Here is a 20,448-nt window from a genome sequence, read left to right as displayed (position 1 = left end):
CCGCGTTTTAAGCGACCGTAACGCACGAACGCCAATTGCGGCTCAGAAAAACTTATCTCGGGCCTTCTGTCCAGTTACAGAACTCTGACGCCTTCCCTTGTGGCAACCATAAAAAAAGCGGGGAGACATCTGTCCCCCCGCTCTGTTTCGTAAAACCCGATACGAGAATTACTGGAGATCGTCGCCGGAGCTGCCATCATCCGAACCATCAGGCGAGACAGCAACAAAGAGCTGCTGCCCGTCACGCAGGATGCGTAGCAGAGGGGGCTGCTTGCGAGACAGAGCGTCACGCACCTGCGCTACCACAGCCTTCGGAGACGGCGTGACGTGATTTCCCACGGCCACAATAATGTCGCCCGGACGAATGCCAGACTGATCAGCCGGAGAACCCTGAACAACGTCAGCAACGACGGCGCCCTGCACGCTGTCATCCAAGCCCAGTTCCTGTCGGGCGCGCGGCGTCAGGGATGCCAGAGACACACCAAGCTTGCCAGCACCGGCGGACTGGCTGCTATCTGCACCGCCACTGCCATGATCCTGGTTGGCAAGGTTACCCACCGTGAACTTCACATCCATCGGCTTGCCGTCACGCAGCAGGTTCACCGTAGCGTCTGTTCCTGGTGCAATGGAGACAACCTTCACAGCCAGATCATGGCCGTTCTTCACCGGATGGCCATTCAGCGTCAGGATGACGTCACCGCTCTTGATACCAGCCTTTTCAGCCGGGCTACCCTTGGAGACGGACGCCACCAGCGTACCATGCGGCGGAGCACCGGGCTCCGGGGACTTCAGGTTGAGCGCCTGAGCCATCGTCGGAGAAATATCCTGCCCCTCGATGCCGAAATAGCCACGCGTCACATGACCCGTCTTTTCAAGCTGATCGACGACAGATCGCACCGTGTTGGACGGAATGGCAAAGCCGATACCGATTGAGCCACCACCGTTCGGCGAAATGATCATGGAGTTGATGCCCACGACCTTGCCATCTTGCGTGAACAGCGGGCCACCGGAGTTGCCGTGGTTGATCGGCGCATCAACCTGAATGAAATCGTTATACGCGCCGGAATGCAGATCACGGCCCAGAGCCGAGACGATACCTGCCGTCACGGTTCCGCCAAGACCGTAGGGATTGCCGACGGCAACGACCCATTCGCCCGGCTGGACATCATCAGAATCACCGAGGTCAATGAACGGCAGTTTGCCTGTTGGCTTCACACGCAGAAGAGCCACGTCCGTCTTCGGATCGCGGCCAATGATCTTGGCCTGCAATGTGGTCCCGTCATCCAGCGTGACCGTCACCTTCGTGGCGCCATTCACAACGTGGTTGTTGGTCACGACATAACCATCAGCCGAGATGATGAAGCCTGATCCGCGAGCTTCCACCGTGCGGTTCTGCTGCTGTTGCTGCGGCATCATCTGGAACGGGAAGGGAAACGGGAAAGGCGAGCCCTGCATTCCGCCGCCATCACCGCCTGGGCCGTTCTCTTCCTGCTCGGCAACATCGGCCTTGATGTGTGCCGTGATGGAAACAACGGCAGGCTTCACCTGCTTCACAAGAGTGACGAAGTTGGGCAGCGCCTGAACATTGGTTTGCGGCTTGATGGCTCCGTTATCCGCCATGGCAGCGGGAGCGGCGACCAGAAAGGTCGTGGCAGCGAGGGCAGCAAGGGAAGCGCGGAAGCGTGTGGTCATGTCAGTCCCGATTGTTACAGAAGAACGGTTCGGTCGTTATAAGTCCGCACTATGCACTGCGTTCCCATTCACCAAGCTGACCGGGAGGTGAAACATCCGTAAGTCTTTGTTTGTCACCCTTTCCGCAGGCGCTGGAAGAATGTCCTGAGCTGAAGAGCAGCTTCCCGTTCGCGTAGTCCGCCGATCACTTCCGGTCTGTGCAGGCAGGTCGGCCGTTCAAACACACGCGGACCATGTTCGACCCCGCCACCTTTGGGATCATAAGCACCGAACACGACACGCTCGCACCTGAAATGCACAATGGCGCCCGCGCACATCGGGCAGGGTTCCAGCGTGACAACAAGCGTACATCCTGTCAGGCGCGGCGAGCCAAGCTTCACTGCTGCGGCACGCATGGCCAAGAGTTCAGCATGGGCAGAGGCGTCATACAGTTCCTCTACGCGGTTGCGCGCCACGGACACGACATCTCCCGCCGCATCCAGCACAACCGCCCCCACGGGAACTTCACCCTGTCGGGCCGCTTCGTCTGCGGCATCAAGAGCCATCTGCATGGCGCGGCTTGTATCGGCCTGAATCATGATGCGATGATGGGGTGTATGACCACCGCCCGTCCATCCCCTTCCCGGAACACTGCTCCGCTCATTGGTCTTACACTCGATCATGAGCCTGGCAGTTCGGGACAATTTTCTCGCTATCCTTATCATGCCTTGCGGGAAAATTATCTCACAGCCCTCAGTGGCGCTGGCGGCTTACCAGTCTGCCTGGGGTATGTGGGGAACGCGGAAGCGATGGTAGAGCGCCTGGACGCCCTCGTTATCACTGGCGGCGCGTTTGATGTTGATCCTGCGCTGTATGGGGAAGAACCTCATCCTCTGACCACGCCCCGTCCCGCCAGAACATCTGCCGAGCTTGCCCTTCTGCGTGCTGCGCTCAAGCGGGATATTCCTGTTCTGGGAATCTGTGGTGGCATGCAACTTATGGCCGTGAATGCGGGCGGTACGCTGATCCAGCATCTTCCACCCGAACTGGAACACGAGCAGCCCAATCCCCGCCATGAACCCGGGCATACGGTTTCTCTTGTGGCTGGCACCCGCCTGGCCCGCATTGTTGACACCGAGATCATGCACGTCAATTCGTCCCACCATCAGGCTGTGCGGACGGCAGGAAGAGCAAAAATCTCGGCTGTTGCGGCGGACGGTGTGATCGAAGCAATCGAACTGGACGACGCAAAATTCGCCATTGGTGTACAGTGGCATCCTGAATTCACCCTCGACCCCGGCGACCGTCGCCTGTATGCGGCGCTGGTGGAGGCAGCAGCACGATGACCGAAGAACTTAACCCGACCCCTGAAACATCCGACGGCCCAAGAGGCGAACGCATCGCGAAGTTCCTTGCGCGCGCTGGCGTTGCCAGCCGTCGTGACGTGGAACGCATGATCGAAGACGGCCGGATCAAGATGGACGGCCAGCCCGTCACGCATCCCGCGACATTCGTTCAGCCGGGTGATATCGTGCTGGTTGACGGTAAGCCCGTGGATAATCCCGAGCGTACCCGTCTGTGGCGTTATCACAAGCCTGACGGCCTTCTGACCACGCATCGTGACCCGCAGGAACGCCGGACAGTTTTTGACTCCCTGCCTGAGGGAATGCCGCGTGTTATCAGCGTCGGCCGACTGGATATCAATTCCGAAGGTCTGCTGCTGCTGACAAACGATGGCGAACTGGCACGTCGTCTGGAGCTGCCCGGCAATGCCTGGGTCCGCCGTTATCGTGTGCGGGTCTTTGGCATGGTGGACGAGAGACGTCTGGCCTCTCTGGTCGATGGTTTTGAATTTGAAGGCATCCGTTACGGCTCGATCGAAGCCGAACTGGATTCCGTCAAGGGTGACAACTCCTGGCTGACCGTCTCTTTGCGTGAAGGCAAAAACCGTGAAATCCGTCAGGTCATGCGCGGACTGAACCTTCATGTGAGCCGTCTGATCCGTCTGTCGTATGGTCCGTTTCAGCTCGGCTCCCTGAAGGCGCGTGAGCTTGAGGAAGTCAACGGGAAGACGCTGCGCGAGCAGATCCCCGATCTACCTGCTCCAACCCGCAAGCGGACCCGCTGATTCATGCGGATTGTTGGCGGAGAGAACAAGGGCCGTGCACTTATGGCCCCACGGGGAGAAGGGACGCGCCCCACATCTGATCGAACGCGGCAGGCCATCTTTGACATGCTGGCTCATGCCCCGTGGTACGGGCATGATGAGCTTGAAGAGGCCATTGTTCTGGACGGTTATGCCGGGACAGGGGCGATGGGCCTGGAAGCCCTGTCCCGCGGGGCTCAGCGCGCGTCTTTCATCGAGCGGGATCGCAATGCCCTGAACGCCCTGCGCGCCAATCTCGATATCTGCCGCGCTCGGGACATCTCCCGCGTGCTGAGTTGCAGCGTGACGCATCCGCCCCGTGCGACAGAGCCGCATACGCTGATTTTCCTGGATCCACCTTACGGGAAAACACTGGTCGAATCGGGTCTGCGCGCTTTGGCACGAGGGGGCTGGATTGCTGAAGGTGCACTGATCGTTGCAGAGACGGGAGCGACTGAAGATTTTGCCCCGTTTGTGCCACCTTCCGAACACTTTTCCCCCACACTTCCTGCCGAGCCACTCGTGATCCGGAAATTCGGCGCGGCAAAGGTGACCATCTGGCGACATTCATCCACTGTTCCTTAATTTTCCTACTGTATTCAGTGGCCTGTCAGGTATAATTCAGTCTTGATCTGAAAGCCGTAATCCAGAAAACCGACGGGGTGACGAGACTTGGCCGTGTTCAGCCGTTCGACCAGCACAGTGCGCAACATCGTTCGTGAAGCACACGACCGTCACATGACACCAAAGCTCCGGAGTGCGCTGAACGCCCGCCTCATGGAGCTTCTGGGACTGGGCTTTCTGATTGCGGCTGTTGCCATCGGCATCGCACTGTGGAGCTTCAACCCGCACGATCCGTCGTTCAATACGTCCACGGGAACAGAACCCACGAACCTTCTGGGCCGGACCGGCGCCACTATTTCGGATGGTCTGGTGCAGTGGCTGGGCCTAGGAAGCGGTCTGCCGATTGTCGTGCTGCTGGCCTGGGCCTGGCGTATGGTTCGCCATCACGGCATGAGCGCACCCATCGTCCGGATTATCGCTGCACTCCTGCTTCTTCCAGCCGGCGCCACGTTCATCGGTACTCTCCAGCTGCTTATTCCCGGGCTTGAAGTGGCCTGGCCGACAGCAGCTGGTCTGGGCGGCGAAATGGGCGTGTCCTGTGCACATCGTCTGCTTGACGCCGCACATGCTGAAGCGGGTTCAGCAGGCAGCGCACTGGCAGTGTTTCTTGTTCTGCTCCTGATGGGCATTCTGATGCCACTTGCCATGGGGCTTCAGTGGCGCGAATGGCGCGCCATGGGGCAGGGTGCCGCATTGCTGGCCCGCCAGCCCGTGGCTCTCGCCCGACGCATGAACGGCCCGCAGACGTCCGATCGTCCTGCTCCCGACCCGCGTCAGTACGAATTCCAGCGTGGCAACACGGGAAGCAGCCCAGCACCAGATGCAGCGCCCCTGTCTTTTTTGCGGCGTAGCTTCGGCAAGAGCGACCCAAGCACGCGCCCTTCTCCTTTCGTGCCGCAGAATACGGGCTGGATGCAGCCTCCCATGGAAACGGCGGAGGATCCTTACGAGCATCCGGCAGTCATGCGGAAAGAAGCTGCCAGCGCCGCGGCCCCAGATCCGCAGGTGCCGGAAGAGGAAGAAGCGCCGTCCAACCCTTATGCGGAACGACTGGCGCAAATTGCTCGCCAGCGGAACGTTCAAACGATCCAGCGTTCGCATGTTGAAGACGATGCGGATGAAGATGGGCCGCAGAGCAGCATCGAGCCGCCTGCACCAGAGCCGGAACAGCGCCGCAGCCTCTTCGGAATGCGTCGTCCTGAGCGCCCGGCTCAGCCACAACCTGCCGCCCGCCCGATGCCACCGCGCACCCCCGCAGCAACAGGCTGGGAACTTCCCCCGCTGTCTCTGCTGAACCCACCGCCTGCACACGCCTCCACAGGTCCCTCGCAGGAAACGCTTCAGTCCAATGCCCGACTGCTGGAAAGCGTTCTGGCGGATTACGGCGTTCAGGGCACGATTGGCGACATTCACGCAGGCCCGGTTGTCACGCTTTATGAGCTTGAACCGGCTCCGGGTATCCGATCGTCACGTGTGATCGGTCTGGCGGATGACGTGGCGCGCTCCCTCTCCGTTCTCAGTGTGCGTATCGCGACGGTGCCGGGCCGGAATGTCATTGGTATCGAGGTTCCGAACGCCAAGCGCGAGATGGTGTTCTTCTCCGAACTGCTTATGACGCCAGAATGGACCAATGGCGTGGGCCGCCTCCAGATTGCGCTGGGCAAGGATATTGCTGGCGTTCCGGTCTATACTGACCTGGCCAAAATGCCGCACCTTCTGGTCGCTGGTACGACTGGATCGGGTAAGTCCGTTGGTATCAACTCCATGATCCTGTCACTGCTCTATCGGCTTAGCCCGGAAGAGTGCCGTCTGATCATGATTGATCCAAAGATCTTGGAACTGTCGATTTACGACGGAATTCCGCATCTTCTGACCCCTGTGGTGACGGAACCGGCAAAGGCTGTCAGTGCTCTCAAGTGGACCGTGCAGGAGATGGACCGTCGCTATCGTCTGATGGCGCAGCTTCAGGTCCGTAATATCAACGGCTACAACGAACGCGTCAGCCAGCTTCGGGCATCCGGGGAGATGGTCACCCGCCGCGTTCAGACCGGTTTTGATCCTGAAACAGGCAAGCCCGTCTTTGACGAACAGCAGGTTCCTCTGGAAAACCTGCCGTATATCGTGGTGGTGATTGACGAAATGGCTGACCTGATGATGGTCGCGGGCAAGGAAATCGAGACGGCGGTGCAGCGTCTTGCGCAGAAGGCGCGTGCTGCTGGTATTCACGTCATCATGGCAACGCAGCGTCCGTCCGTTGACGTAATTACCGGCACCATCAAGGCCAACTTCCCAACCCGTATTTCCTTCCAGGTCATTAGTAAGTTCGACAGTCGCACCATTCTGCAGGAACAGGGCGCCGAGCAGCTTCTTGGTCAGGGTGACATGCTGTTCATGCAGGGCGGTGGCCGCATTACGCGTGTCCATGGCCCGTTTGTGGCGGATGATGAAGTTGAAGAAGTCGTGGCAGATCTGCGCTCCAAGGGCGATCCGATCTACAACGATGACGTTGTCTCCGGGGAAGATGAAGAAGGTGGCTCCTCCGGTGGCGGCATGAGCAGCAGCGGAAGCGGTGGAGATGGTGAAGGCAGCCTGTTCGAACAGGCCGTAGACATTGTCATGACGGAAGGTCGCGCCTCGACCAGCTTTATCCAGCGCCATCTCTCGATCGGCTATAACCGCGCAGCGAAACTGATTGACCAGATGGAAAAGGAAGGCATCATCGGGCCAGCCAACCATGTGGGCAAACGTGAAATTCTAGCCCGTCGTCCGGCATCCCATGAGGACTGACAGACGCAGAAGCCGCGGCGAAACTCCCCCCTCCCCTACCCCGCGTGGTCTTTTCTATCTGGGGCAGGATCTTCCTGTTCTGCTGGAAACCTCGCGCTTCCTGATCCTGAACAAACCTGCCGGGCTGGCTGTTCACCCCGGTCCATCCACTCAGGATTCCGTAGAGACGCGCCTTGTGACCCATCCACGCGGAGGGCCTTGGCTGGCCCACCGCCTTGATGCGGATACATCTGGCTGCCTGCTGATTGCACGCCGCAAAACGGCTTTGATCGAAGCACAGAATGCTTTTCAGGCGCGCCAGATCCGCAAACTTTACTGGACCGTTGTTGAAGGCGTCCCAGCTCAGCAGGAAGGCGAGATTTCCGCTCCCCTGCTCCGACATTCGATGCCCTCAGGCTGGCGTATGATTGTGGACCCGAAAGGCGATGCTGCCATCACACGGTGGCGCGTTCTGGGCCAGGCAGGCAGCAGGAGTTGGCTGGAACTGGAACTTCTGACAGGACGCACCCATCAGGCCCGCATCCATTGTGCGCATCTCGGGACACCGATTGTGGGTGACCGGGTTTACGGCTCAGAAAATGCAGGGGGCCTGCATCTTCTGGCTCGTAGCCTTCACGTACCGCTCGCTGAAGAAACCCTCGACGCTGTTGCGCCGCCCGCCCCAGCCATGGCCGAGGCGCTACGCCACTTAGGATGGGACGGTCAGTCCTGAACGATACGGATGGTTCCGGAGACATCCCGGAGCGTGACATGGTCTTTGCCGTCACCGACCTTTCCACTTGCTGTAATCTTCCGGGATTCACTTGAGACAAGGCTCGGCTTCTCCCACGGACCAACATTCACAGCCAGACCCAGTGACTGCTCAAGGGGAAAGTCTTTCTGTGAACGTCCCTGACGGAGCTGGATGTCGAAAGTGCCACCAAAACCCTTCGGCAAGTGAAGCGTGATATCGCCAGACGCAGATTCCAAAAGCACAGTGCGTGCATTGGGTGCTGAGGTCAGGGAGATGTCCTGATCGCCGCTGGAGCTTTTGACCGTGACGTCCCCGGCTGCTTTCTCAAGATGCGCGTCACCGCTCACGGTCATCAGCATCGCGGCTCCAGCTGCCCCGGCAACAGTGATATCGCCGCTAACGGACTTGATCTGAAGCGCACCCTGAATCTGACCAATCTGGGTATCACCACTGACCGTTGAGACGGATACAGGGCCATTGGATGATGAAACGTCCGTATCGCCACTGACACTCCGGATGGACAGTGGCCCGGAAGAGGTTTTGACTTCTACATCCCCACTGATGGTGGAAATGATCCCCCCTTCCGGCAGGGTTGCGTAGGATAGATCTTCGCTGGATGTGCTCTGACTGAGCGGAGCAGCGAGCGCGCTGGAAGTCAGGCAGGTTGCAGCAAGCAGTACAGGGAAAACGGCACGGAAAACAGGCATTGTATTCGCTTTCTTTGGCATCAGAAGGAGTTGGATGATGCAACCGGGCGGTTCATCAATGCTGCATACATTCCACGCACGACGGCCCAGGCGGTGAGAATACCCCATGTCAGGGTCAGTCCCCACGGCACGACCATGAAGACCAGACCAAGGCCACCCGTGATGGCACCAAGCCCTGCGACCATCAGGTGAATCAGGCCAATAACTGTCAGCGCAAATGCACCGTACCAGAACAGTCTGATCTGCCAGTCCAGCTGGGCACGTTTCAGGCCAGTTGCGGAGCGGCGTGCTACATGGGCGAGTGTTACGCCCACGAATGCCGTAATTCCTGTAAAGAAGCCGGCGAGATACAGCGCATAAATTAGCAGGACGTAGTCACGGCCCGTATCCTGTCGGGCGGCTCCATAACCGGACATCGTCGTGGTGTACATGAATGAACTCCTCTGGAGGATGATCCTCAACAGAAGAGTTCATGCAGAAACTGTGCCAGTTCCTGATTTTCCTATCAGCCTGCCTTGCCACTCAATGCACGACAGACTGAGAATGGCGCAATTCGCCAGTTTACTCGCCAAGTGCCCGGAAGCGATCAGGCAGTGGCCCCTGGTTCTGCGTCAGGGACCGCACGCCATAAAACAGCGACACAAGCAGAGCGATGTTCCACAGAGCAAAAATACCAATCGGAATCAGGAACAGGAGCTGTCCTGGCCCGGAACTTCCAGGAGGTTCGGTAATGAAACAGGCACCGAAAAGAGCAGCACACCCGATAATGAAGGCAACGTCATACCAGAATAAACGAATGAGCCAGCTCAGATGCGTTCGAACCACACCGTGGCTGGAGCCTTTCAGGACGTAAGCGAGAATTACTCCCGCCAATAGGGAAATGCCCGTGAAAAACCGGGCGATAAAGAGCCCATAAACAAGGAGAACGCCTCCACGACCCGGACCTTCGGACGAGAGAGAAAAATTGGTCATGACAGCCTCCTTCAGCTGGTCCCCTTTATAGCAGAAACGTCCGACCAAAGGCCGAACGTTTCTATCGGGCAGAATATTGTTTTGGGAGATTAGCGGCCGAGCTTGCGCAGCTTTGTGCCCTGCATCAGTCGCTTCTCGATAACGGCCAGAGACATGCCCTTTGTTTCTGGCACGAACAGGATTGTCAGCAGCAAAAACAGTGCATTCAGGCCTGCGAAGAGCCAGAATGTTCCGCCTGTTCCAATGGCTTTCATAAGCGACAGGAAGCTCACACCCACCAAAAGATTGGTCATCCAGTTCGTGAATGTTGACATCGCAATACCGAAATCGCGACCGCCAAGAGGCTGAATTTCCGCACAGAGAACCCACATCAGCGGGCCAGCAGACATCGCAAATCCGGCACAGAAGATCATCAGCAGGAACACGGCTGCGATCTGGGAAGACTGCGTTGTCATGCCACCCTGAAGCAGCATGGCAAGCACGCCCATTCCAATCGCCATGACCGTGAAGCCAGCATACAGGATTGGCTTACGGCCCCAGCGATCCACAAGACCAACCGCCACAAAGGTTGCCAGCATGTTGACCAGGCCGATAATGGCCGTGCACCACATTTGGGAATGCGCATCGAAATGAGCCGCCGCCAGGATATTCGGGGCGTAATACATAACGATATTGATGCCTGCGAGCTGCTGCATCGCCTGCAACATGATGCCAAGAGCGACAGAACGACGGAAATTGCTGTTCGTGCGGAAAAGCTTGAAGCCTTCCTGCTTGGTTTCAAGCTGCTCACGAATGGCGCGAATTTCCTTGGCAGCCTCCAGCGGGTCATTCCGCAGGTCCACGAGGATTTCACGGGCTTCCTTGTGACGTCCCTGCATAATCAGCCAGCGCGGGCTGTATGGCAGAAACAGAACGCCAATCAGAAACAGGACCGCAGGAATACCTGCGACACCAAACATCCAGCGCCAGTTTTCACTGTAGGAAAAATAGGTATCTGACAGGAAGGCAACGAAAATACCGACCGTCACCATCAGCTGGTAGGTCGAGACCATGGCGCCACGAGACTCTTCGCTGGCGATTTCCGACAGGTATAACGGCGCCGTAAAGGCTGAAATACCCACCGCAATTCCCATGATGACGCGGAAGACAATGATGGATGGAAGGGACCATCCCATCGCACAGCCCAGCGTTCCAACCACGAACACTGCTGCGCCAAGAATAAGGGATCGCTTGCGGCCCAGATGATGGGAGAGCCAGCCTGCACCCAGAGCACCAGCAGCGGCACCTGCCATCATGGAACTGACGACCCATTCCAGCGCCAGCGTAGAGGCATGGAATTCCTGACCGATCAGATCCAGAGCACCCGCAACAACACCGATATCCAGACCGGACATTAACCCTGCGAGGGCGGCAATCACTCCAATGGCGATGATCTTGAACCGTGTTGGATCAAAAACAGATGTTCCACTGTTATCTGGCTGGGTGGTCTCGTCGGTCCTGACCTGATCCGTCATGCTTGGCGGGTATCCTTCGCAAAAAAATGACACCCACCAGTTCTGGTGGATGCCTGAATTGTCATCTTTATAGCACGATCTCGCTTAGATCGTGAGGGCAGCCCTGATTTCACCGACCGTAACGCCCTGCCAGTTGCGCAGTGTCTGCGTCTTGGTCTCAGCGAAAATCGCATGATCTTTTGCCGTCCGGCACAGCGATTCACCACCGAAATGATGCAGCAGGGCCGACATGGCAACTTCTGCCGCCCTGTTGGCACCGTCATCAGTCTTGATGGCGAAACCCAGTCCCTGTTCCGGCAATGCTGCGATCATGACACCTTCAGCGCCCATTTTGATGAACGCACGAGTTTCGAAATTGTTCATGACCGTTGTGTCGTATCGTCCGGTTCCTGCCACCATGAACGGATGAGCTGCCACAGCCTCCCGAAGCCGCTGTGTCGCTTTGGCTCTTTCAGAAGAAAGGCCGACACCACTCCCGAACCGGGCAAAACCATGGGCAAGAGCCTTCAGAGGCACCGCATATGTTGGCATTGAGCAACCATCTGTTCCGCGGTTGGCGTCTGTATGAGGCGTCTGGGTCATGGAGGCCAGAACATCTGTCACACGGCGCTGGATCTCATGAGCGGGATCAATATAGCCCACAGGATCCACACCTTGGTCACACGCCAGACAGATGAGACCGGCGTGCTTGCCGGAACAGTTGTTATGAAGCGGGCATGCGGACTGATGCGCGGCGGCCAGGGCACGGGCCGCAGGCTCATACGTTGGCCAATGAGTTCCACATTCCAGGGCAGCGACATCCCGCCCCACAGCCGCCAGCATGGAGGCAGCAACTCTGGCGTGCGCCTCTTCGCCATTATGAGAGGCACAGGCGAGCGCAAGAGCTTCGTCGGAAAGGCCCAGCCGGTCAGCCGCTCCACTTTCGACGAGTTCAATTGCCAGCAGGGACTTGACGGTCGAACGCGGAAAGACAGCTGCATCCACATCCCCACAAGACCAGACGACAGAGCCATCGGCATCCACAACCACAGCCCGGCCGAGATGCCGTGACTCAACCTGTTTTCCGCGCGTGACTTCCGCGAGCAATCCGGAGCCCGTGTGTGCTGTCATGTCTTTTAACCTCTGTTGTCAGCGACCTGATGGATCTTTTGCGACCAGCACATAGCACGGCCCGTGACCCTCGTGAGCCACCTCCAGCCAGGACTGGATCAACCGGCGTCGCACACGCAGAATTCCGATGTCCTGCTCGGGCGGAATATCGGCTAGAGCCAATGCGGCCAGAGATCCCTCAAGAAAAATCAACCGGTCTGCGAGGGGTAATCCGCCGTCAAGAATAGCCTGCCCCTCTGCGCGGCTTATCAGGGCATACAGAAAGGCCTCACCAGCCGGGGGACGGAACGTCTCAGCATCAAGCATGACGGCGCCTACATCTTCAGCAGTCAGATGTGTCACTGGAGGCTGCCAGTCCAAAAGATCCGGCTGAGAGATAGCCAGCGTTTTTCTTGCCCGGTGAACTTGGGGCGAAGGTGATGAGCGCGCTGGAAGAGTATCAAACGGCAGGGCGGGCGGTGGAGAACGTCTCACGCCCATGATGGGTCAGTTCCCGCTTCGAGCGCCGGTTTTCTGGCAGGCTGCGCAAACACCCTCAATTTCTACAGTCGCAGCCTCAGCCCGAAATCCAACATCCTTGGCCGCCAGCATGAGGGCCGGCACAATCGTTTCCTGTTCAAGCTCCCACGCCCGCCCACAGGATTTGCAGATCAGGAACTGAGCACGATGAACGCCCCATTCTCCATGATCGCACCCATGATGGCAGTCTGTCGCATGGGAGCAGGCAACGAAAGCACTCAGCCTTTCAAGCCGATGGATCAGCCCCTGTTCCAGAAGGAAATCCAGTGCACGATAGACGGTCGGAGGAGCGGCATTGGGGTGTGCTGGCCGCAATCGCGCTAGCAAATCATAAGCACCGGACGGCTTATCGGAAGACAGGATCAGCCCAAGAACCTGACGTCGCGTCTCCGTCAGGCGCTGGCCACGGTGACGGCACCAGTCCCCAGCCCGCTCAAGACGGGAGGTGATGGATGGGGAAAAGGACAGGTCCTCCGCAGAGGAGGTCTCAAAAGACGAATCCGGCATGGTCTCTCCTATATGGCATCATGCCGACTGTTTTTCGATAGAGAGCCTTGAAGCGGACCAGAATCAGAGTGCGAAATCACGGATCAGCGACTGAATGGAAGCCAGATCAGTCTCCATCATCACATGGCGTCTGAGGTGATCACAGTCTTCCATCTTCAACGTTCTGATCAGGCGTTTCACGCGTGGAAGAGAGGCAGAATTCATCGAAAATGACCGCAGACCAAGTCCGATCAGTAGCGCGACCACCCGCGGGTCCGATGCCATTTCTCCACATACCGAGATAGGACGATGAGCCCGCAGGGCGGACTCTGCTGTTAGGGCAATCAACTGAAGTACGGCAGGGTGCAGCGGACTGTAGCGGTCTGCCACCATGGAATCCGCTCGATCCACAGCCAGCGTATACATCGTCAGATCGTTGGTCCCGAGGGCCATAAAGTCCGCATGCTGGGCCATGGTATTGGCCGTCAGAGCTGCTGCGGGCGTTTCAACCATGATGCCTAAGGGCGGCAGCGGGTCCGGCAGAACGATCTGACGGCGCTTGAGGCGGCGAGCGACCTTGTCATAAATTTCCCGCGCCTCAATCACCTCATCCGCCGAGGTTACCATCGGCAGCAAAATGCGCACCGGGCCAATGGCCGTATTGCCGTCAGCAGGCGAGGCTGCCCGCAGAATGGCGGCAAACTGCGTCTCCAGCACATCCGGAACACGCAGAAGGAGGCGGATACCCCGCAAACCGAGCGCGGGGTTGTCTCCATCCGCCACCTGTTCCGCGAGACCCAGGCGACGCATGCAGGCCCGCCCTTTTTCACCGCCCCAATCCAGAACACGGATTGTGACCGGTCGGCCGTCCATGCCTTCAATGATGGAGCGATACGTTGCTGTCTGCCCGTCTTCATCAGGCAGATCGTCCCGCTCGCCGAACAGGAATTCACTGCGCAGAAGGCCAATTCCCTTGGCACCATTGCGCAACAGCATGGGCAATTCGGCCGGGAGCTCCAGATTGGCCAGAAGCTCGATGGGTTCGCCACCCTGAAGCTGGGCAGGAAGCTTTTTCAGGCGACCGAAAGTCCGCTTTTCCTTGGCCTCTTTCTGGGCAGCTTCCCGGGCCAGACGCAGCTCTGTTTCATTGGGGGACAGTGTGATGGTGCCAAGATGCCCATCCACGACAAGCATATCGCCTTCCGTGACCTGCGCCATAAGGTTTGGTACGGCCAGAATGGCTGGAATATCGAGCGCACGCAGCAAGATGGCCGTATGATCAGCGCCACCACCGCCTTCTGTCACTACGGCGGCAATCCGGGCGGGATCAATCATCGCGACATCCGCTGGACGAAGCTGCTCCGCCACCAGCACTGACCCCGGAGGGAGGCTGGAGAATGCACGGTAAGAGACGCCCGTCAGGTTGCGGATCAACCTACGGCCAATTTCCTCAAACTCGCCTGCCAGCCTTAGATTGGCGTCCTGCTCCTGCCCGCCATTCTCTCCAGCCATGGCTTCGGCCGTTCTCAGAACCTGAAGCGCCAACGCTTCACTAACATCCGCGACCGCAGCCTCAGCGCAGAGCCCCTCTTCCTCAATCCGCATCCTGACTTGCCGCGTCAGGCGCGAGGGGCCAAGCATGCGCTCATAAACCGTCAGAAGGGTTGCGATCTCTTCGCGCCCTTCTTCAGGAAGCCCGACGAGCCTGTCGCGCATTTTTTCGATCTGGCGCAGGGCACGGGTGATGGCGCTCTGAAGCCTTGTCAGTTCTGCCTCAGAACCAATCTGGCTGTATCGCTCGACGATTTCCGGAAGGGGCAGTTCTTCCACACGCCCTGCCGGGCCAAGACCAATCGCCTGGGTAATGGCTTTGCCCTGAAGGGTCAGGGATGTGTTGGACGCCTTGCGGGAACGGCTTCCTCTTGGACGTGGTGCCCGAAGTGGCGTTTCAGTCACGCTCACCAAATCCGTCAGAAATCAGCGCTTCGACAGCATCCAGTGCTTCAGCTGCCTGTCGGCCGTGTGACCTGAGAGTAACAGTTTCGCCTTCCCCAGCCCCCAGCATCATGAGCCCCATGATGGACAGAGCCGAGACGACGTTGCCGCCGCGCTCCACTGTGGTTTCCGCGTCAAATCGCTCGGACGTAGTTACGAGCTTGGCGGCAGCACGGGCATGAAGCCCCAGCCGATTGACGATGGTCAGAGTGCGGGGCGAGAGAGTTGTTTCGCTCATTTTACGGGACCGGCATGACACAGGGGCGCGGCCCCCCGTGCAGACAGGGATCAGGGAGCTGGGAAGCCACCGCGATATACTTACGCCCAGCCATGGTTGCTTTTTCGATACAGCCTTCAAGATCCAGACCAACACGGGTCTTGGCCAGCTTGACCAGCATGGGAACATTCACACCAGACACAACTTCAACATGCCCCGGCTCCCGTAGGGACAGGGCCAGATTGGACGGTGAACTCCCAAAAATATCCGTCAGGACAAGAACACCCTCACCTGTATCAAGCTGATGCAGGAGCTTGTCCGCCTCTGGCCGCAGAAGTGCCGGGTCATCGTCATCGCCGACACCGACAATGCCGATCTGAGCCTGAGGCCCGACCACGTGCACCATCGTTTCAAGCAGAACTTCGCCCAGCCTGCCGTGCGTCACCAGCATCAGACCAATCATGCAGATTTGTCCTGGACCGACGCATCATGAGGGGGAACAGCCCAGCGCCATGAGGATAGTCCCTTTCGGGCGAGTTCCCTGTGCAGGACCATCATCGGGCCAACAGGGGCGGTTCTGGGCAAAAGACGGGCCAGCTCTTCAATGATGGTTACTGAACGATGGCGGCCACCGCTGCATCCGACAGCAATAGTGGCATATTTCTTGCCCTCTTCAACAAAGCGCGGGAGCACCAGATCGAGCAGGCCGTGCACATGGCTGAAGAAGGCACCGTAGGCGGGATCGGCCTTAACGTGCTGCACAACAGCCTGATCCAGCCCCGTCATGGGCTGAAGCGTGGCGTCATAGTGAGGGTTACGTAGAAAGCGGGCGTCGAACACCATATCGGCTTCGCGCGGCAAACCGGATGGATATGCAAAAGACATGAGAGCCACGGTCAGGCCATCTTTTGCGTCATTTCCAAAGCGTGTTTCGATGAGCTGACGCAATTCCGGAGCGGGCAGATCAGAGGTATCGATCACAAAATCCGCATGTGCACGCAGAGGTGCCAGCAGACGCGTTTCCTGTTCGATACCCGGAAGAACCGTTCCGCTACTGACCAGCGGATGACGACGACGGGTGGCTGTAAAACGACGCAGCAGGATTTCGGGCTCTGCTGTTGCATAAAGGAGCTGGACCTGACTTCCCGGCAAAGCTTTCAGCTTGTCGATTTCATCGAGAACACCGGACGCTTCAAATCCGCGGCTTCGAACGTCAATGCCAATGGCCAGACGTTCACCACTTCGCGAAGCCAAAGCCTCGAGCAGATGCAATGGAGGATTGTCCACAACTTCGTGGCCCAGATCTTCCAGCACACGCAAAATGGATGATTTTCCGGCACCGGAAAGCCCTGTGACAATCAGGATCTGTCTGGAACCAGGACCATATCCTGCCGAAGGTTCGGACTCGGGAATATTCGCCGGTGTCATGTGCCCTACTCTAGCCCTTTTTCAAAAGAGAAGGAACTATTTCGCAGCTTCAGATTCCCACAGTATCGCCCCCTGCCCCCGTTACCCAGTCATACGTTCCCCGACAGGCCTGAAACGCGGCCATCACGCGGGACGAATCCCCCGGCAGACAGCCGTTTATGTGCAGAACAACAGCTCCGGTTTGTGGGTCTTTTTCCGGGGTCGGCAGACGGTCCCCCTGCATCCCGAGTAGCACTTTGAGAATCACTCTCGCATTTGTGACAAAAGGTGTCCTGAGAATCCCCACTTCACGCACCTCAAGCAGTCCTTCCAGCGCAGACGGAGGGCTAACCAGTGGTCCATCCAAAAGAACACGATCATCAGACACAAGAGAGAAACCGCGCTCCATCAGTTGCAGGGCGAGCATCGATTTTCCGGAGCCTGATGGACCGCACAGAAGGATCGCATCTCCATCGCGTGCCACGCAGGACGCATAAAATGTTTCGCTTTCAGGAAACCGTTTCTGAGATGACACTGATTGCGGCCTTTTCAAGACGGGGCTAGAAGCGTTTGCGATAGATCGAGCTGTATCGCCATCAGCTCATCAAGAGTCTGGGGAGGCAACCGCAGCCTCCGATGATGAATCGGAAATACGGATCTTATGGGCGATTTTTCCAGGAATGATATTGTTACCGTTCACGGTGACGAAGTGACCTGCACGGACTTTGACGGCCTTGGACCGCAGGGAGAACGCCCGCAGCGCCTTGCCGAAGAATGCCAGGCCGCATTGAATGCGATCTCCGGCGCCCTGGCAGAACATGGACTGACCCTTGACCAGACGCGCCACGTCGCTGCGATGCTGCGTGAAGGAGATGGCTTCAGTCAGTGTCAAAGCGCACTTGGAGAAGCCCTCGCCTCAGCCAGACCGGCCCTGACGCTACGAATTGTTCAGGGCTTTCCCGATACCAATCAGCGGATCGCTCTCAGCCTGATTGCCAGCCCTTCTCCATAATGTGGTGAATTCCACCACATTATGTCTTTGTGAGCCAATTATTTGAGTTCGACCTCTAATTTTTCAGCTTTTGAATAATTTTTATCGCTAAAAACCAAGTTTGGCACGCCTTCTGCATGGTGAGAATCAGGCGACATGATCGCCTCATCTTTCAGGCAGAAAGGCCCTCGTCATGTCTCGTATTTCCATCTTCGTCTGCACCGCTCTTGTCGCTGCACTCTCCCTCGCCCCTGTGTCACACAGCAGAGCCGCCCCCCTTCTCCCAGCTGTCGTGCCTACGACGTCCAGCCAGACCATCAGCGTTTCCGGATTGGACCTGACGTCTAAACAGGGCTGGCAAACTGCTGAAAATCGAATCGACGACGCATCGCGGGCGGTGTGCAGCATCTCGAACCCGATGGATATGGCGACGCTGGACGATGTGTCCTCCTGCGCCGAAAGAGCCCGTGAAGGCGCTTTACAGACCCTACGGGACATCCGGTCTGAACAGAGAGACAGCCATCGGGTTGGGCACGTTCTGCTTGCTGCCAAGCCTGACGCATATCCTCATGGCTAAGGATATTATTTCGCCCCTGTGCATCCTCACGCTAGCAATTCCGTTCGCCGCGACACTCCTGTTGCAGGAGGGCGGCACGGAACAACAGAAGAGTATTATCGTCACCGGGAATCAGTTTGGGCTTACCGCATATCAGCATGCCTCACCGCTCAGATCAGGGAGCCCGGGGCAATCTGACCACAAAACATGCACCGGAGATTGCACCAGAAGCGTCCACGATGTTTTCGGCAAACAGGCTTCCCCGCAGAGCGTGGATAATCTGACGGCTGATCGCCAGACCAAGGCCGGAATGCTGCCCGAAATTCTCAGTCTGCGGCCGCTCTGAATAAAAGCGGTCAAAGACGCTTTCGAGCTTTCCTGGTGGAATTCCGGGCCCTTGATCGCTGATGGTAATTTCCACCACGCTACCGGTTCCGGGTCCGTTGCCAGCGACTTCCCGCGCACTGGCATGAAGCGCGATGATCCCATTAGGAGGCGAAAACGAGACTGCATTGCCAATCAGGTTCCGCAACACCTGAACAAGACGGTCTTCGACAGCAAACGCCCTAAGCGGTGGCTCCTGATCCCGAACATCCAGACGCAGAATGGGAGCATCTTCCTTACGCGTGGTCTGGTGCATTTCGGCCAGAATGGCAAGGAGCGCCACAACCGTTACGGGTTCCGGCCGCACGCGTGAAAGCTCGGCGTCGATCCGGCTTGCATCCGAAATATCCGTAATCAAACGATCCAGCCGTTTGACGTCACTATTGATGATCCCCAGCAGACGATCCCGCCGTTCTGGAATCGCAATTCTGGGAAGTGTTTCAATGGCGGACCGGATAGACGAAAGGGGGTTCTTGATTTCGTGACTGACGTCCGCAGCAAAGCGTTCGATGTCATCCATACGCGCCCAGAGAGCCAAAGCACTTCCACGCAGGGACCGCGCCAGAACACCGATTTCGTCACGTCTGGCCAGGAGGCGCTCCGGGACGAGGTCCTTCCGCCCGTCAGATTCCCTCATTTCATGTGAGGCACGCGCCAATGTCAGCAGCGGGCGAGCAATTGTCAGGGACAGATACCAGGACAGCAGGACCGTTACGATCAACGCCGCCAGCACAAGCGACAGGATGGAAGAGCGAACCGCAAACAAGGATCGATCTACTTCCGGGGCATGCCGCGTCAGCTGGATTTCCCCAACCGTCAGCCCGTCATGCACCACTGGTTCCACGACCGTCACGACCAGCTGATGATCCTTGGTCCGACGGATGAAGGGCGGCAGTTCGGACTGCGCTCTGAGCGGCTGTGCATCATGGGGACCGTCAGTTGCGGCATCTGGCGTGTCGAGTGTGACAATGCCTTCACTAGATGTGAGCGGCAGCAGCGACAGGAGCCAGTCATAAAAGGTTTCCAGCGCGTTGTTCCGCGGCGGGTGCCATGTTTCCCCCTCAGGAACTGCGTCGGGCGCTACAGCCTTAGGCGGCAGTTTGGGCTCCGTCCGACTATCCGCAACCAGCTTGCCATCCGGATCAAACAACAAGGCATGAGCATTGGGGCTTGGCTCTGTCAGGCGCGCAAGGAGCGGCCTTGCGCGGGAATCCAGAACATAATCACCGCCTGGTGCAGGCTTCCCGCCTGTTTTGGGCGCAGCACTGACGGCTGACTGCCCGATGGCCGCGGCATAAATGTGAGCCTGCTCCCGCAGGGCATTGACGTCTGTTTCGAGCAAGCCGTTCTGAAACTGGTCCAGAAACAGCAATGTCACAGCCAAAAGAGCCAAGGGCAGTATGTTCAGAAGAAGGATACGCCCCAGCAGAGGTGAGGCAAGCCTGCGCCGTTGACTGCGATCACCGTCTCCCCCTGTTCCCGCATTGAGCACACGACGGATGGACTGCCAGACACCAGCCCTGACAGCCGCCGCGCGACGACGGTCACGCCCCTGCTCAAGGCGATCCGAATCCAGATCATAGGGGAGTGCATGGGCCGACTCTCTACGACCCATGACGTACCTTCTGC

The 20,448-nt window shown here is 58.1% G+C and carries 22 protein-coding genes; 7 read left to right on the top strand and 15 right to left on the bottom strand.

Going from position 1 to position 20,448, the window contains the following annotated elements:
* Positions 1 to 168: 168 nt before the first annotated feature.
* Together GCE01_RS05820 and GCE01_RS05815 are read right to left on the bottom strand one after the other, a co-directional pair.
* Entirely contained in the window at positions 169 to 1,692 is a 1,524-nt protein-coding gene (locus GCE01_RS05820; RefSeq protein ID WP_086633495.1) for a Do family serine endopeptidase, read from the bottom strand.
* Positions 1,693 to 1,805: 113 nt separating this feature from the next.
* Positions 1,806 to 2,270 carry a nucleoside deaminase gene (locus GCE01_RS05815; protein ID WP_064274601.1) on the bottom strand — a complete coding sequence of 155 codons (465 nt, stop codon included), beginning with the start codon at positions 2,268 to 2,270 and terminating at the stop codon, positions 1,806 to 1,808.
* A gap of 6 nt (positions 2,271 to 2,276) precedes the next feature.
* On the opposite strand from GCE01_RS05815, the gene GCE01_RS05810 reads away from it, so the two are divergent.
* The 5 genes from GCE01_RS05810 (at position 2,277) to GCE01_RS05790 (ending at position 7,940) form a co-directional block, all read left to right on the top strand.
* Positions 2,277 to 3,017: a gamma-glutamyl-gamma-aminobutyrate hydrolase family protein gene (locus GCE01_RS05810; protein WP_099211622.1), complete on the top strand. Its 741-nt coding sequence runs from the start codon at positions 2,277 to 2,279 to the stop codon at positions 3,015 to 3,017.
* A complete protein-coding gene (locus tag GCE01_RS05805; RefSeq protein WP_046900642.1) occupies positions 3,014 to 3,799 on the top strand; it encodes a pseudouridine synthase in 786 nt (261 codons plus the stop codon). The genes GCE01_RS05810 and GCE01_RS05805 overlap by 4 nt, the downstream gene beginning before the upstream one ends.
* A gap of 3 nt (positions 3,800 to 3,802) precedes the next feature.
* Positions 3,803 to 4,402: a 16S rRNA (guanine(966)-N(2))-methyltransferase RsmD gene (gene rsmD / locus GCE01_RS05800; protein ID WP_064274599.1), complete on the top strand. Its 600-nt coding sequence runs from the start codon at positions 3,803 to 3,805 to the stop codon at positions 4,400 to 4,402.
* Positions 4,403 to 4,519: 117 nt separating this feature from the next.
* A complete protein-coding gene (locus GCE01_RS05795; RefSeq protein ID WP_099211620.1) occupies positions 4,520 to 7,228 on the top strand; it encodes a DNA translocase FtsK in 2,709 nt (902 codons plus the stop codon).
* The gene (locus tag GCE01_RS05790; protein ID WP_099211618.1) at positions 7,218 to 7,940 is read left to right on the top strand and encodes an RluA family pseudouridine synthase; all 723 of its coding nucleotides are present in this window, start codon (positions 7,218 to 7,220) and stop codon (positions 7,938 to 7,940) included. The genes GCE01_RS05795 and GCE01_RS05790 overlap by 11 nt, the downstream gene beginning before the upstream one ends.
* On the opposite strand, the gene GCE01_RS05785 is transcribed toward GCE01_RS05790, so the two are convergent.
* The 12 genes from GCE01_RS05785 to GCE01_RS17080 form a co-directional block, all read right to left on the bottom strand.
* Positions 7,931 to 8,668, bottom strand: coding sequence for a DUF4097 family beta strand repeat-containing protein (locus GCE01_RS05785; protein ID WP_099211616.1), 738 nt, complete (start codon positions 8,666 to 8,668; stop codon positions 7,931 to 7,933). The genes GCE01_RS05790 and GCE01_RS05785 overlap by 10 nt on opposite strands.
* A gap of 20 nt (positions 8,669 to 8,688) precedes the next feature.
* On the bottom strand, positions 8,689 to 9,099 hold the full coding sequence (locus GCE01_RS05780; RefSeq protein ID WP_099211614.1) for a hypothetical protein: 411 nt from the start codon (positions 9,097 to 9,099) through the stop codon (positions 8,689 to 8,691).
* A 130-nt stretch (positions 9,100 to 9,229) separates the two neighbouring features.
* Positions 9,230 to 9,640: a hypothetical protein gene (locus tag GCE01_RS05775; RefSeq protein ID WP_099211984.1), complete on the bottom strand. Its 411-nt coding sequence runs from the start codon at positions 9,638 to 9,640 to the stop codon at positions 9,230 to 9,232.
* 89 nt (positions 9,641 to 9,729) lie between these two features.
* On the bottom strand, positions 9,730 to 11,154 hold the full coding sequence (locus tag GCE01_RS05770; protein WP_244591100.1) for a sugar porter family MFS transporter: 1,425 nt from the start codon (positions 11,152 to 11,154) through the stop codon (positions 9,730 to 9,732).
* A gap of 84 nt (positions 11,155 to 11,238) precedes the next feature.
* A complete protein-coding gene (locus tag GCE01_RS05765; RefSeq protein ID WP_099211610.1) occupies positions 11,239 to 12,264 on the bottom strand; it encodes an asparaginase in 1,026 nt (341 codons plus the stop codon).
* Between the two features lie 18 nt (positions 12,265 to 12,282).
* A complete protein-coding gene (locus GCE01_RS05760; RefSeq protein WP_099211608.1) occupies positions 12,283 to 12,744 on the bottom strand; it encodes a hypothetical protein in 462 nt (153 codons plus the stop codon).
* 6 nt (positions 12,745 to 12,750) lie between these two features.
* Positions 12,751 to 13,290 carry a Fur family transcriptional regulator gene (locus GCE01_RS05755; RefSeq protein ID WP_046900634.1) on the bottom strand — a complete coding sequence of 180 codons (540 nt, stop codon included), beginning with the start codon at positions 13,288 to 13,290 and terminating at the stop codon, positions 12,751 to 12,753.
* Positions 13,291 to 13,353: 63 nt separating this feature from the next.
* The gene (ptsP, locus tag GCE01_RS05750; protein ID WP_408735627.1) at positions 13,354 to 15,231 is read right to left on the bottom strand and encodes a phosphoenolpyruvate--protein phosphotransferase; all 1,878 of its coding nucleotides are present in this window, start codon (positions 15,229 to 15,231) and stop codon (positions 13,354 to 13,356) included.
* On the bottom strand, positions 15,218 to 15,502 hold the full coding sequence (locus tag GCE01_RS05745; protein ID WP_099211604.1) for an HPr family phosphocarrier protein: 285 nt from the start codon (positions 15,500 to 15,502) through the stop codon (positions 15,218 to 15,220). Before GCE01_RS05745 ends, ptsP begins: the two co-directional genes overlap by 14 nt.
* 1 nt (position 15,503) lies before the next feature.
* The gene (locus GCE01_RS05740) at positions 15,504 to 15,944 is read right to left on the bottom strand and encodes a PTS sugar transporter subunit IIA (RefSeq protein ID WP_086633509.1); all 441 of its coding nucleotides are present in this window, start codon (positions 15,942 to 15,944) and stop codon (positions 15,504 to 15,506) included.
* Complete coding sequence (rapZ, locus tag GCE01_RS05735; protein WP_086633510.1) at positions 15,941 to 16,909, bottom strand: RNase adapter RapZ; 969 nt, start codon at positions 16,907 to 16,909, stop codon at positions 15,941 to 15,943. Before rapZ ends, GCE01_RS05740 begins: the two co-directional genes overlap by 4 nt.
* A 49-nt stretch (positions 16,910 to 16,958) precedes the next feature.
* Positions 16,959 to 17,423 carry an HPr kinase/phosphorylase gene (locus GCE01_RS17080; RefSeq protein ID WP_244591099.1) on the bottom strand — a complete coding sequence of 155 codons (465 nt, stop codon included), beginning with the start codon at positions 17,421 to 17,423 and terminating at the stop codon, positions 16,959 to 16,961.
* A 126-nt stretch (positions 17,424 to 17,549) separates the two neighbouring features.
* Here GCE01_RS17080 and GCE01_RS17075 point away from each other — a divergent pair, with 126 nt between their 5' ends.
* Positions 17,550 to 17,900 carry a class I SAM-dependent methyltransferase gene (locus GCE01_RS17075; RefSeq protein ID WP_046900628.1) on the top strand — a complete coding sequence of 117 codons (351 nt, stop codon included), beginning with the start codon at positions 17,550 to 17,552 and terminating at the stop codon, positions 17,898 to 17,900.
* A gap of 172 nt (positions 17,901 to 18,072) precedes the next feature.
* On the top strand, positions 18,073 to 18,456 hold the full coding sequence (locus GCE01_RS05720; protein WP_099211600.1) for a UrcA family protein: 384 nt from the start codon (positions 18,073 to 18,075) through the stop codon (positions 18,454 to 18,456).
* Positions 18,457 to 18,610: 154 nt separating this feature from the next.
* Here GCE01_RS05720 and GCE01_RS05715 read toward each other — a convergent pair whose 3' ends face one another.
* Positions 18,611 to 20,434 carry a stimulus-sensing domain-containing protein gene (locus GCE01_RS05715; protein WP_099211598.1) on the bottom strand — a complete coding sequence of 608 codons (1,824 nt, stop codon included), beginning with the start codon at positions 20,432 to 20,434 and terminating at the stop codon, positions 18,611 to 18,613.
* Positions 20,435 to 20,448 lie beyond the last annotated feature (14 nt).

The organism is Gluconobacter cerinus (assembly GCF_002723935.1).
GTDB classification, from domain to species: domain Bacteria; phylum Pseudomonadota; class Alphaproteobacteria; order Acetobacterales; family Acetobacteraceae; genus Gluconobacter; species Gluconobacter cerinus.
The sequence above is the reverse complement of the archived record's forward strand: the minus strand, read 5'-3'. Positions and strand labels throughout refer to the sequence as shown.